Raw genomic sequence first — 15,183 nt, forward strand, 5'->3', positions numbered from 1 at the left:
AAAGCGGATAGAGCTAAACTTTTTACGGCGTTAAATGAATATCAGTATTAATGAAAATTAAAACACCCTTTGAATTGATTTGTGGTAAGTTTATAAAGGCATTGTTTTTTCTTACGGTTTTTGCCTGCCTGGTTCCGGATGTAACGCTGGCTCAGCAGTACCCCTATAAGTTTCATTATTTAACCGTTGACGAAGGATTATCGCATACTGATGCTAATGATGTTGCACAGGATAAACAGGGATATATTTGGGTAGCCACTTTTTTTGGCCTGGATAGGTTTGACGGTTATTCGGTTAAAAAATTTTATAATACCAACACACCACTAAACAACGCCTTTAAAAACAGGCTGGTAACTATTTATCCTGATGACGATGGAAATATTTGGCTGGCCACAGAAGGCGGCCTGCAATGTTTTAACCCAAGCCTGGAAAAGTATACTGATTATACCGAGACAAAAAAAAACAGCAACACAAGTTTTCAAAAAATATTTAAACCCAGGGGTAACCTCATTTATATTTTTACCGGCAACCAGCTCAAAGTATTCCGGATTAACGGGACTAATATTGAGGAGCAAAATTTAGTTACCCCTCCCGGTGTACAGTTTTCCGATATGGTGCAAGACCATAAAGGCCAGCTTTACTTAACAAGTAATAAGGGTATGTGGGCGCTTGATAAAAACAACCGTTTAAAAAAGGTACCTATTGCAGGCCTTACAAATGAAAACATATCGCGGGTGTATTTTAACAATAACGATAGCCCGGTGCTATCTACAGAAAACAAAATATTACTTGTAGAAACAAGACAGGGTGCTACAGGGCAGGTTTGGGCTGTAGGAAAACAATTGGCTTGCCCCAGCTTTATAAGAAATATTACCGAAGGCGAAAAAGGCGATTATTGGCTAAATATTGGCCCCAGCCTGCTCAGGCTTGACCATAACTTAAACCTGGTACAAACGGTGAGTGATAAAAACTCACCCCACGGCTTAAATTCGGGTTCATTAAGCAAGGTATTTGTTGACCGTACCGATTGCTTATGGGTTTGTACATTTGGCGGAGGGTTAAATTATTGCGATTTAAATGAAAAACCATTTTATACCCTTCAGCATAACCCCGAAGTCGCCAATTCACTTGCGGGCAATCACATCCGGTCTGTAATGGCCGATGGCGATAACCTTTGGATAGGTACCACCGCCAACGGGCTTAACCTGTACAATTTAAAAACTCAAAAATTCACTTATTACAATACCAATAATTCTCGCTTAAGATTAAAAAGCGATGTTATTACGGCTTTAACAATTGATAGCGACCATAATTTATGGATAGGCAGCTCGGCAGGTATCGAAATATTAAGACCCAACGGTACCGAATTGTGGAAACCCAACGGATATCAAAACTTCCCCTCCCACGTAATAGATACCTTTGTTAAAGATTATTACGGCAATATTTGGTTTGGCAATCATCAGGACAAATACGGAGTTATATGGAAGGATGCTAAAAATATTTACCAGGTAAAATACTACGACGAGGGCTTTTTTATTTTTGCGGATAAAAGCACGCCGCAGCTCCTTGTATCCAGCACGCATGGGTTAAAGCGGGTACTAATTGACGCGCAGGGCAATATTAAACAAACGTTCATTTACAGGGCATCTGGACAGCCAAATTCTTTAAGCTCAGATTATACCTACCCTATCAGCAAACAAAATGACAGTACTTATTGGATAGGCACCATTGGCGGCGGGGTTAACAGGCTTGTTTTGCGCGCCGCTAACAACTCATATACCATAAAGCAATACGCAGGCAGTTATGGTATTTTTAACGATGTAGAGAGCCTTGAAATTGATAATGCCGGCAATATATGGATGGGAGGCAATGGACTGGAGTGCCTTAACCCATCAACTGGCAAATTGATCCGGTATGATAAAAACGACGGCCTGCAGGGTAATAGTTTCAAGGTAGGCTCATCATACAAAGGCCCCGATGGCCGTTTATATTTCGGCGGCATTAACGGACTCAATTATTTTTACCCGGACCAGATCAGGGCCAACAGCATTGCAGCTATGCCCGTTTTAACTGATATTTTGATCAACAATCAAAAGCCGGGTTATGGGTTAGATGATTCATCGAAAAACAATATAAACCAGGCTATCGGTTACGGCAAAAAACTAACGCTTAGCTACCTCCAAAACAATTTTGTTATCTTTTTTTCATCTATGCATTTTGCCAACCCGTTAAAATGCAAATATCGCTATAAACTGGTTGGGTTTGATAAAGACTGGCAATACACCGATGGTAAAAACCCAAGCGCGGCCTACAGCAACCTCGATTACAGCAATTTTAGATTTGTGGTGGAAGCCACAAATAATGACGGGGTATGGAGCAAAAGTGAGGCCGGCACAAGCATCACCATTACCCCGCCCTGGTGGAAATCGGGCATGGCTAAAACCATTTATATCCTGCTTATCATATCGGCGCTGCTGGGAATTTATATTTACCAGGCTCGTTGGTACCGCCTTAAGCGTGAGGTTGAAATTCGTAAAGTAAACGAGGCTCAACGCGAGGAGATACACCTGCAACGTGAGGAACTTTACCAACAGCAGCTAATGTTCTTCACCAATGTATCGCACGAGTTTCGTACACCGCTAACTTTAATTTTAGGTCCGCTGGAAAGCTTGATAAGCCAGAATAAGAACAAGGCGCTTGATTATTCCTACCAACTCATGTTCAGGAATGCCAAACGCCTCATGAACCTGATAAGCGAGCTGATGAACTTTAAAAAAGTTGCTGATAGTATTGTAAAGCTACAGGTGCAGCCGTTGGCAGTCAACCAATTTTGCAGGGACCTGGCCTGGGAATTTCAAAACCTGGCCGTTAATAAGGGGATAAATTTCGAACTTAACTACCATACCGATAGCCAGGACGCACTTGCACAAACCGGATACTTTGATGTGCAGGTACTGGAAAAGATATTGTTTAACCTTTTGAATAACTCGTTCAAATACACCAACGCCGGCGGGCGCGTTTCCTTCGAGATCTTTTTTGATATCGAACGGTTTACGCCATCCTTTAACACCGGCTTCGAATTGTTGGCCAGGGAACACCAGGCAAAAAAATACATTTTTTTTCGCGTAGCCGATACCGGCATAGGCATTTCCAGCGACTCTATCACCCGTATTTTTGACCGTTATTACCGTATCAGCAAAAATCACCTTGGCTCGGGGGTGGGCCTGGCACTGGTTAAAAGCCTTACACAGCTGCACAAGGGTAACATTTATGTTTACAGCGAGCGGTATAAAGGCACCGAAATAATTATAGGCATTCCCTGGGGCGAAGAAAATTACCTACCGTCAGAAAAAACAGCTTCCGGACTGGTAGAGACACAGCTGGAAGTTATTGATAATGCCATTCAATTGCCATTGCCAGAATATGAAAACGAAGGCATTGGAGTTCAAACTAAAAACCGCAAACACATTTTACTGGTAGAAGATAACCAGGAACTGCGTACCTTTTTAAAACAGGCTTTTGAAAAACACTACCAAATTTACGAGGCCGAAGATGGCCACTCCGGGATGGAATTAGCGGCCAAAAAAGTACCGGACATGATTATCAGCGATGTTATGATGCCGGGAATGAGCGGTATTGAGCTTTGTAAGGCCATCAAAGAAACCTTTGAAACCAGCCACATCCCTTTTATCATCCTATCGGCCAAGGATGCCTTAGATACCAAAATTGAGGGAATGGAATCGGGCGCCGACTTTTATTTTGCCAAACCTTTAAGCATCGATCTTTTGCTGCTTACCGTACACAATATTTTTGAACAGGGCGAAAAGCTCAAACAACGCTATACCAAGGATTACCTGGTAAAAGCCACCGAGCTTGTACACTCCGAAAAAGACAAGGAATTTTTTAATAAATTATTAAAGTTGATCGAGGACAACATCCAGGATTTGAATCTTGATGTCGATTTTTTATGCAGGCATTTGTATATAAGCCGCACTAAGCTCTATCAAAAAATAAAGGGAATATCTGACCAATCAGTTGGTGAATTTATCCGGACCATCCGGCTAAAAAAGGCTATCCAGATTATGACGCATGAGGACGTTGCTATGAATGAAGTAGCCGACAGGATTGGCCTGCAAAGCAATTCAAATTTTTCGCGGGCCTTTAAAAAGGAATACGGCAAATCGCCCTTGCAGTTTATGCAGGCTTTAAAAAAGAGCTAAGTACCACATCTGGCATATCAAAAAGCTCCAGGTAAATCGCGGCGTTCATACGCTCTATGGCTCGTCACGTCCAGCATTCACAAATAAATATCATTATAAACCAAAAACACTTCACAGCGTAGTTGTACTACTCTACCCGGCGCACATCCACATTTACATACATACGTTGGCCGGCGCCGCTGTAAACTACACCTTTTAATGGTACTATGTCGGCAAAATCGCGGCCGATGGCAGTACGGATATGCCGGTCGTTAACCAGCAGGTTATTGGTGGCGTCAAACTCCGTCCACCCAATGTCGGGAATGTATAATGCTATCCAGGCGTGCGAGGCATCGGAGCCAAACAGTTTTGATTTTCCTGGTGGCGGCAGCGTTTCGATATATCCGCTTACGTACCTAGCCGATAAGCCTATCGACCGTAAACAGGCCAGCGAGAAATGCGCAAAATCCTGGCAAACACCTTTTTTATGTAAAAAAACTTCTTCCAGCTTGGTAGTAACATCTGTAAAGCCGGGGGTGAAATCGAAATCATTAAATATGCGCGAGTTGAGATCAAGCATGGCTGCCATAATTGGCCTGCCGGGCGTGAATGATTTTAATGCATACTCCCTGATGCCCTGTATAAACACCACATGGTCCGATTCAAGGTAAAATTGCCTGATGTCACTTTCGGCATCGGTACTTTTCAGCCAGATCACCACGTTTTCCCAGGGTGTCGTATTTTGGGGCGCAGCGCTTATCCATACCGGCTCGGAAATTTTAACCTCGCTTTTTATCTCGACGGTTAACCGTTGATGAAACTCTTCTATCGAAAAATAGATGAATTTATTACTAAAAAAGTCCTCCCTCGTCACTACCAAATGTGGTACGGGATGAATTTGGTAGTTCACCTTCTCCACTTCCTGAAAACTGTGGTTAACCGGCACCTGGTACACCAGGTTATGGCATAACGATGCCGGCAACTGGTATTCATATTTGGTAATATGGGTTACCTGGTATTTCATAATCTTTGGCTGTTGTGAAAACACCTGTTAAAAAATGCCTTTGTATTAGCGGTTCTCATAATTCGGGTAGCGCGTTATTATTTTTCACAAAACTGTACTGGCTTTGTGTTGGGCTAAAATAGCTTTCAAATATAATGGTTGATGCCTGGCTCAATAAGGTAATCAGGTGGTGTAAAAAGCCGTTAAGCTCTTTTTTGCCAAAGCCATTGGCATTGGCCGATGGTACCATCTTGTTTACATCGCAAAGCCTGATCATGGTTAACGCCTCCAGCAGTTTTTTGTGTGCCGGGCTAAGGCCGCCTTCTTTATGATTATCTGGCAAATGCGCCAGGTGCTCATCAATTTTGGCAATCAAAAAGGCCACCGATTTTGGATTATCCTCGTTTACAAGCAGCAAATTAAGCACACCCGGCAATTGCAGCGTCGACCGGTATAGGTATCGGTAGGTAACCAAACTCTCGTTGCACATCAGCACCAGTTCCATCAATTGCTTCTCCACCTCTGGTGTTACGTTATTAGCCAACGCCGCCTGTAAAATGATGCATGTATTTAACGATGACTCTAAAAAACGGCCTATGTTAAGCAACCGCCAGCTGGATGCCCTGGTCATGTTATCGTTATTAAGGCCGATAAAAGCCATCAGCTTAATGATAAACTGATCGAGGTTATGGTAAATCTTGCGTAAATCATCGCCGTTTTCCTTCATCAACTCAAATTCTTCGGATATACTATCCAGAATCCTCCATGTATCGAGGCTTAAACGATCGCGTACGGCAAATCCGTTTGTTAAAAATGATTGCAAGGATTGCGCCAAAGTACCCGCCCTGCCTGTTTCAACAGCCAGCGACAATAACTCTTTTTCGGGCTGCCGTAACCTGGTCTGATCGGCTGAGGCAAAACCGGGTAAAGTACCCGTTACCGCGCTTAATGTTTTAAGCAGTATTACCAGCGTCTGGTTGGTTTCGGGGTGAATTTCATCATCGCGCTCGTTGTAAATTTTAAGCACAATACGCATTAACCGCACGTTTATAACTGCCCTGTCAAGGTACCGGCCCAACCAAAACAAGCTCTCGCCGGTGCGGCTTGGCAAAATATTTTTTACCTGCCGCAATACCGGCTGATTAACGGCGAGCTTTGCCTGGCTCTGGGGCGATGGGCCCAGCACCCAGGTATCCTTACTGATACCACCCGATTGGTTAGAAATAATAAACTCGCCTTTTGTAGGAAAGCTCCTTGATAAACCGCCTGGCATTACATGGTAAACCTCTTTGTCCATATCGGCTACAATGTAACTCCTGAAAACGGCGTTACAGGCTTCCAGGTTGTTGCCAATTAATGAGGGCGTGGTACTGAAGCTTACTACCTCCTGGGCCACATATAAATAGGGCCGGGTGTTTATTTCCGTCCTCAAATCTTCTATCTGCTTTTTGCTCAGTTCGCTGCCGATGTATGGGCGGTTCTCGTTACTCCGGTAAATAGACCGGATAATGAGGAAGGGCAGATTATCCAGCACATACTTTTTCTCTTTCTCGTGCCCGCACCACCAGGTGGCTACGGATGGTAATATCAGTTCTTCGTTTAACAGATGCTTGCACAGGCGCGGCAGAAAAGCCATCAAGCCCGGGTTCTCCAATATTCGGCCGCCTAATGGGTTAATAATCGTCACCTTTTTTTGCCGCACGGCTTCCATCAACCCAACCACACCTAAGTGCGAATCGCCTAAAAACTCCAGCGGATCGCAAAAAATATCGTCAACACGGCGTACAATAACGTCTACTTTCTCTAACCCTTTTAAGGTTTTTAGCCATACATAGCCATCGCTCACGGTTAAATCCTGCCCAAAAACAAGGGTAAAACCTAATGACGATGCCAGGTAGGCGTGCTCAAAATAAGTTTCGTTGGCCGTACCCGGCGATAAAAGCACCACCCTCGGGTTCTCTTTATTTTGTAAAGCGAGCCTTGTAAGCGTATTTTTTAATGTTTGATAATAAGACGAAATTTTACGCACCTGGTTTTCGCGGATCAAATCCGGGAAAACCCTGGTCATGGCGGCCCTGTTTTCCAGCGTATAGCCGGCACCCGACGGGGCGTCGGCACGGTCATGCAGTACCCACATTTTGCCCAGGGGGCCACGTACCAGATCGGCAGAGTATTGAATAAGCTGAAATTTGCCGGGTATTTTAATTTTATCGGCCTGCCTTAAAAAACCTTTATGGCTAAATACCAGCTCAAAGGGGATAAACCCCTCTTTAATCAGCCTGCGTTCGCCATAAATATCAGCTATGATCAGGTTAAGCAATTCAGCACGTTGTACTAAGCCTTTTTCAATGTTCTCCCATTCCTGCTGGCTAAATACCATTGGCACAGGGTCAAGCTTCCAGGGGCGGTTAATGCCGTCGGGATCGCTGTACACGTTATAAGTAACCCCATTATCGCGCAACTCCTGGCTAATTTCCCGGCTCCGCTGCTCCATTTTTTCAAGGCCCAGCTCGTCATAAGCATGGGCAAGCTTTTTCCAATGCTCACGCACTACGCCTTCGGGCGCGGCAAGCTCATCAAAAAAAGGTTTGGCAGTTTTACCGTTCCGCTCCAGGTAAGTTTCAATCATTTTCCAAATGTCTGATTTTTCTGCTATAAATTCTTGGCATTTTTATATCGCCTCAAATCCATGGTATACGGGTATTCCGGGCTAACTACTTCATTGGTGATGGTATATTGTGGTAATATATTCATTTTGGTAACAAACCTCCCTCCTGCTGTTTGCTGGGCAACAGCCGGCTCAACCAGGTTAACCGAATGGCCAAAATCAAAAAAGCGGGAAATTATGCGCGATTCGGCTTCATAGCTGTTTACCGGGAAGGTATCATAGCTGCGGCCTCCGGGATGCGATACATGGTACTGGCATGCTGCCACTGATTTTTGCGTCCAGGTGTCAAACAAATCAAACACCAGCGGCGTATCTGTACCGATGGTTGGATGCAGTGCCGATGGCGGTTGCCAGGCCCTATAGCGAACCCCTGCAATATACTCGCCTTGTACACCTGTGCTTTTTAGCGGTATTTTTAAGCCGTTACATAAAAAGGTGTAGCGCGAATCGGTAAGGCCAGATATTTTAACCTGGATACGTTCCAGCGAAGAATCCACAAAACGCGATGTGCCGGTGCTCGACATTTCTTCGCCCAATACATGCCATGGTTCAATGGCCATCTTAATTTCGATATTGATATCATCTACCTGCAACTCGCCCAGGAAAGGGAAACGGAAGCTGAAGAAAGGCTCAAACCACGAGATATCAAAACCATAACCGGCATCGCGCAGGCTGTTTACCACCTCGGTCATATCTTTATAGCAATAGTGCGGTAGCAGGAAACGGTCGTGCAGTTCGGTTCCCCAACGTACCAGTTTATGGTTGTATGGGGTTTTCCAGAACCAGGCCAGTAACGTGCGGATCAGCAGGAACTGCACCATACTCATGCGGTAATGCGGTGGCATATCAAATCCCCTGAACTCCAGGATGCCCAAGCGGCCGCTTGATGAATCGGGCGAGTAAAGCTTATCGATACAAAACTCCGACCGGTGTGTATTGCCGGTAATATCTGTTAAAAAGTGACGAAAAATCCTATCAACCAGCCAAAAAGGAACTTCATTTTCGGCCCGGTCGGGAACTTGCTGAAACGCTATTTCCAGTTCATAAAGCGTTTCCATCCTTCCCTCGTCAACCCGTGGCGCCTGGCTGGTAGGGCCTATAAACTGGGTAGAGAACAGGTATGACAAGCAAGGGTGATGCTGCCAAAAGGTTATAAAACTGCGCAAAATATCAGGACGGCGCAATAGCGGGCTATCAGCCGGTGTTTCGCCGCCCAGGGTTACGTGGTTACCGCCACCAGTGCCTGTATGCCTGCCATCGATGTTGAATTTTTCTGTCGCCAGGCGAGATTCTGCTGCCTTTTTATATAGAACATCATAATTTTTTGCCAGTTCGCGCCAGCTTGCCGCCGGGTGAATATTAACCTCGATAACGCCGGGATCGGGCGTTATCATCATTTTGGTTACCCGATTGTCTGTCGGCGGATCGTAGCCTTCAATTAATACCGGCATCTTTAGCTTCTCTGCTGTACGCTCAACGGCATTCACCAGGTATAAATAATGCTCAAAATAACTGGTAGGCGGGAAAAATATAAACAGTTTGCCCTGCCGCACTTCAACCACCATCGCCGTTTTAAAAATGGTTTTGCTGTTATTGAATTTGGTGCCGGTTACTGGAATCAAATGATCGCCATCGGGCAAGGCATCCACATCGGCAAAAAGGCTTCTTTCCGGTAGCTCTTCCTGCTCTGCCGGGTCAAAATACTGCACCGAATCCAATGGCAGGCGCAAGCCAACCGGCGAATTACCCGGTACCAGGAACAGGTTTTGCCGCCTGAACGACCATTTACAACTTTGCCAGTTGCTTTGCTCCAGGTCCCATTTAATAGGCACCACATAGCCAACAGGCTCATTCAGGCCAGTATTCAGCAACTCGGCCAGTTTTTGCCGCTCCAGCGGAGATTTCAGGTCAACTTTCAGCGGATCGACATTGATGGGCGTTTTACTCTCTTCCCACAAAAAGTAAAAAGGGTCTTCGTAAGTTGGATTAATATTTTTAGGGTCGATGTGCAATTCTTTGGTAAGCAGCTTCATGAAGCTTTTGGCATCCTTAGGGCCAAGGCCGTAATCTTTCGACAGGTCGGCCATTAAGGTATCGTTGTTCCATAAAGGCACATTATCCTTACGCCAATAGCAAGCAAGTTTCCAGCGGGGCAGCGGCTCTCCTGGGTACCATTTGCCTTGCCCGTACTGCATTAACGCGCCTTCACCATACTCATTTTTAAGCTTGTGGAACAAGATATTGGATAAGCGGCGCTTATGCTCGCCATCGGCAGCCGAGTTCCACTCAGGTGCTTCATTATTATCTACCGATACAAAAGTGGGCTCGCCTCCCATAGTAAGGCGTACGTTGTTGGCGGCAAATTCCTCATCAACCTTATCGCCAAGGGCCATAATATCTTCCCATTGCTCGTCAGAAAATGGTTTGGTTACCCGTGGCTTTTCTTCAATACGGGTGATGGTATTTTCAAAATGAAACTCTGTTTCGATGGGGTCGTTTGTATCGCTGATGATACCACCACTAATTGGGGCTGCGCTCTGCGGATCAGGCGTACAGGCCAATGGGATATGTCCCTCGCCGGCAAATAATCCAGATGTCGGGTCAAGCCCTATCCAGCCAGCGCCAGGCAGGTAAACTTCTGTCCAGGCATGCAGGTCGGTAAAATCCTGCTCGGGGCCTGATGGGCCATCTAATGATTTAATGTCGGGCTTTAACTGCACCAGGTAACCCGATGCAAAACGCGCAGCCAAACCAAAATGCCTTAACAATTGTACAAACAACCACGCGGTATCACGGCATGAACCCGATTTAAGCTCCAGCGTTTCCTCGCAGGATTGTACGCCCGGCTCCATGCGGATATTGTAGGATATTTCAAGATAAAGCAGCCTGTTTAGGGTAACCAAAAAATCCTGGGTAACTGCATTTTTCTTCAGTAACTCGGCGGCTTTCTCTGTTAAATCCATTAACAGCGGGCCACGCTCGGTTATCTCCAGGTATGGCACCAGGTTCTTTTTTAATGAATCCTCATACTCAAAAGGATAGTGATTAGCATACTCCTCCACAAAAAAATCAAAAGGGTTTATCACCACCATATCGGCAATCACCTCTACATCAATCACAAATTCATTTACCTTCTCGGGGAAAACAATCCGGGCAAGGTAATTACCAAAGGGGTCCTGCTGCCAGTTTATAAAATGCTTTTCGGGTAATATTTTTAGCGAGTAGCCTTTAATCATGGTACGCGAGTGCGCAGCAGGCCGTAAACGGATAACTTGTGGCGAAAGCGTGATATGTTTATCGTACTTGTAACTTGTAAAATGACGAATTGCTACTTTTATTGACATCGGCTATGTTTTATGTTATAAACATAGCCTATTTACAGTAAAATATTCAACAAAACCGGCAATTATTTATAGATTTTTTAATATTTATAAAATTCAGTCCCACTGGTATCAATAACGCTGTTGGCTGCAGTTAAGCCGCGGCTGTAAGTTGTGTACTTATCGGGCGTCCTAATTCAAAAACACCTCGTCCATAAAAACCCAGGCTGGTTTGCCTTTTGCCGGGTGCCAGGCAGGGACACTTTTAAGCGGCCTGGCAACCAGTTTTATACAGGATATGGGCTGGCCGCTTTTCAATTTACAATCCAGGTTCATGATGCTGTAAGTATCTTTTTTAAGCGGCGCGGCAGGTGTAACACTCCCTAACAGTTTGAGATGAGATTGATCGGTGCCGCCCCACACCTCTACCTTCGCGGGCAAAAATATCTGAGGGCCAGTATTGCGCATCACGTTAATGTTAACGGTATGTAAATCGACTGGCTTATTAAACCACATCAGCAATTCCAGGTCTTTTTGTGAGGCCAGCCATTTGCCATCGCCAAAATTACCGCTGCCCAGTTCCTTATCTATCATTGTTTTGGCGCCCTCGCCTTTGTATTTACTATCGGGATAGGTTGAAAAACTGATGCTATCAGGGGTATAGGTTGATTTATAAATATTAAACTGAACCGTATCGCTGCCTATCCAACCGGCTTTAAATGCCCTGGCGCGAATTACCGTGCTTTGCGTAAATGAAACGCCTGGTTTATAGGATATAGCATGAATACTATCCGGCGCGCTACCATCGGTAGTATACCGGATATCGGTTCCTTTTATCGGGTTGCCGAGCTGTAACAGGTAACTTTGCTTAAATATTACCGCAGTGTTTTTTAACTGCGGACTGGTAAGTTTTAAAGGCTTGCCATCATCTTTAAAACCGGTTAATAGGGTAACGTGCTTATTTGCTTTTTGTAGTGGCGCAAGATCGGCGGTTTTAAGGCCTGTATCCCAGATGGCCAGTTCGGTAAGGCTCTTGATGGCTGCCAGTTGCTTTACATCGGCGGCGTTTAATTTTACGCCTGCCAGCGAGAGGCTTTTAAGCAACTTAAGCGAAGTCAGTTCTTTTAGCCCCGCGCCGGTAACATCGCTAAAATTGAGGTTAAGCCTGCGCAGGTTTTCAAATTGGGCTATTGTTTTCAAATCAGCGTCCTTCACCGGCATTTTATTCAGGTCGAGCGATACCACCTGTTTTTTAATGGGACTAAGCTCGTCAAGCGCCTTGATGTTGTAGGTGCTTTTGTTGTAAATATTAACGGCCAAAGCGGGCGATTCCTTAGCCAGCGGATAAATTACCCGGTAATTATTGTTTAGTTTTTTAATCTCCTTATCGTCGGCTGCCGAAAAATCGTATGTCTCCTCCGCGCTTTCGGCGGGCTTTAATAATGTTGCTGCAATCATCCGGAGCGAATCGGTTGCGGGCAGGTCAATAACTTTTTTCTTAAAGTCGGGCTTGTTTTTTACCCAAAGGTAAAGCAGTACTTTTTCTTCGTCGGTTAGTTGGGGTTTACCGGTAGGCGGCATGTGCTTCTTCTCAGTTTCGGGCATGTGTACCCGTTGCAGCAGCAGGCTCATAGCCGGATCGCCGGGGATAAAAAGTTTACCATTTTTGCCGCCTTTTAACATTGCCGACTGGCTGGTGAGCATTAGTCCGCCTTTCATTTTATCGGCATTGTGGCAGCTTTGGCATTTGGCTTCGAAAATTGGCCTGATAACGTCCTGGTAAACAAAGGCTTTATCAATTGGGACTTTATTTTTTTCTTTATCCATCACTGGCCCTAAAACAAAATCGTCGCCGTGGGTAAGGTTTGCGCCAAAATGCCCGGCCACTATTAAACAGAAAACCGTAACCAAAGCCCCTGTTTTGGCCAGCGTAGCGGTGTATTTTGTTGTGTTACGAATAAGATAAACGCCGTAGCCCACAAACGCCACACTGACACCAAACCACTTATGCCATAACAAATTGCCTCCCTCGTAACCCGGCTCGCGCGACAACAGCAGGCCCATAATTACCGTTAACGACGATAAAAGCGCGCCCAGTACCAGTAAATAATTGGTAAAGTTTTGGTAAAACCTTTCGTTAACAAACCCGGCCCTGAACCGGAAAAACTCCAGCACCATAGCCAGCATCAATATGACGATAGGGAAATGCAAAATTAAGGGGTGCAACCGCCCAACCGGCTGTAACCATTGCGGCACAACCAGGCTATCGCCTGCTACCAGTAAAACTAAAATGAAAATATTAAGCGCAAACAACGCTCCGTCTGCAAAACCTTTATGGCTGCTCTTCATACCAGCAACAATATTTTATTTATCAAAACTAAATAAGCTAAAACGTTTTAAATACATCGATAAAAAGATATCAGCAGTCAAATCTATCAAAACCGGATAAGCTAAAACGTTTTAAGCATATCACTAAAAAGATACCAGCCGTAAAAATCAAAATCCTGTTAATCCTGTAAAATCCTAAAATCGTGTTAAGTGATAATCCCCTTTACCACATTTCCAGCCACATCCGTCAGCCTGTACCTCCGGCCTAAGCTTTTAAACGTAAGCTTTTTATGATCGATACCTAACTGATTAAGCATGGTAGCATGAAAATCATGCACATGCACAGGATCTTTAACAATGTTATACCCAAAATCGTCCGATTCGCCGTAAACCATGCCCGGTTTAATACCACCGCCGGCCATCCACACACTAAAGCAGCGCGGGTGATGATCGCGCCCATAGTTTGCTTTCTCCAACTTGCCCTGGCTGTAATTGGTACGGCCAAATTCGCCGCCCCATATTACCAGGGTTTCATCCAGCAGGCCACGTTGTTTTAAATCGGTAACCAAAGCGGCCGAAGCCTGGTCTACGTCCTTAGCCTGCCCGGCCATTTCCTGTGGCAGGTTGCTATGCTGATCCCACCCCTGGTGGTAAAGCTGCACAAAGCGAACGCCGTTTTCTGATAGCTTCCTGGCCAGCAAACAATTGGCCGCGTAAGTACCGGGAATCAAACATTCGGGGCCGTACATTTTAACGATGTCGTCCGATTCTTTGGATACATCCATAATTTCGGGCACGGCCGTTTGCATGCGGTAGGCCATTTCGTACTGCTGTATCTTGGTGTTTATCTCCGGATCGCCGAATTGTTTATAGTTGATATCATTTAAAGCAGCCAGGTTATCCAGCATTTTGCGGCGTTCGTGCCGGTTTAATCCTTCGGGATCGTTCAGGTACAATATCGGATTTTCGCCGCTACTGAATTGTACCCCCTGGTGAATAGAATCTAAGAAACCATTACTCCACAATTTGGAGTAAACCCCCTGTCCATTGCCTTTCCCTTTGGATAATAATACCGTAAAGGCCGGCAGGTTTTTATTCTCGCTGCCAAGGCCATAGCTCACCCACGATCCCATACTTGGGCGGTTACCCTGCTGTGCACCGGTCTGGAAAAAAGTAAGCGCAGGATCATGGTTTATGGCATCGGTGTTCATCGAGCGGATGATACAAATATCGTCCGCAATTTTGCCTATATGGGGGAACAGGTCGCTTACCCATGCTCCCGATTCGCCGTATTGTTTAAAATCGTAAAATGAACCTACCAGCGGGAACGAGGCCTGCTTAGCCGTCATCCCGGTAAGTATCTGGTTACCACGCACCGAAGCAGGCAACTCCTGCCCCATCATCTCGCGCAATTTGGGCTTGTAATCAAACGATTCCAGTTGTGAAGGGGCGCCGTCCTGGAAAAGATAGATCACCCTTTTTGCCTTGGGCGCAAAATTGGGGATGCCCGGTACAAAATCAGCTTCGGCATCGGCACCACTGCCACTAAAAAGATCGGGAATAAGTAATGACCCTAATGCAACACTACCTATCCCCAGGCTTAACCTGGAGAGGAACTTGCGCCGGTTTATATTGAGCCTGCTCTCTAAAAAATCTTTCTCCATA

General features: G+C 45.3%; 6 protein-coding genes. 1 reads left to right on the top strand and 5 read right to left on the bottom strand.

Annotated elements, in window-relative coordinates:
* Positions 1 to 50: 50 nt before the first annotated feature.
* A complete protein-coding gene (locus tag AC1DU2_RS17495; RefSeq protein ID WP_477385569.1) occupies positions 51 to 4,220 on the top strand; it encodes a hybrid sensor histidine kinase/response regulator transcription factor in 4,170 nt (1,389 codons plus the stop codon).
* A gap of 127 nt (positions 4,221 to 4,347) precedes the next feature.
* Here AC1DU2_RS17495 and AC1DU2_RS17500 read toward each other — a convergent pair whose 3' ends face one another.
* The 5 genes from AC1DU2_RS17500 to AC1DU2_RS17520 form a co-directional block, all read right to left on the bottom strand.
* Entirely contained in the window at positions 4,348 to 5,223 is an 876-nt protein-coding gene (locus AC1DU2_RS17500) for a transglutaminase family protein (RefSeq protein WP_477385571.1), read from the bottom strand.
* A gap of 55 nt (positions 5,224 to 5,278) precedes the next feature.
* Entirely contained in the window at positions 5,279 to 7,831 is a 2,553-nt protein-coding gene (locus AC1DU2_RS17505; protein WP_477385573.1) for a circularly permuted type 2 ATP-grasp protein, read from the bottom strand.
* A gap of 23 nt (positions 7,832 to 7,854) precedes the next feature.
* The gene (locus AC1DU2_RS17510; protein WP_477385575.1) at positions 7,855 to 11,214 is read right to left on the bottom strand and encodes a transglutaminase family protein; all 3,360 of its coding nucleotides are present in this window, start codon (positions 11,212 to 11,214) and stop codon (positions 7,855 to 7,857) included.
* Positions 11,215 to 11,382: 168 nt separating this feature from the next.
* Entirely contained in the window at positions 11,383 to 13,539 is a 2,157-nt protein-coding gene (locus AC1DU2_RS17515; protein WP_477385577.1) for a c-type cytochrome domain-containing protein, read from the bottom strand.
* Between the two features lie 185 nt (positions 13,540 to 13,724).
* The gene (locus AC1DU2_RS17520) at positions 13,725 to 15,182 is read right to left on the bottom strand and encodes a DUF1501 domain-containing protein (RefSeq protein WP_274213284.1); all 1,458 of its coding nucleotides are present in this window, start codon (positions 15,180 to 15,182) and stop codon (positions 13,725 to 13,727) included.
* Between the last annotated feature and the right edge of the window lies 1 nt (position 15,183).

Source organism: Mucilaginibacter sp. P4_C11 (assembly GCF_056402115.1).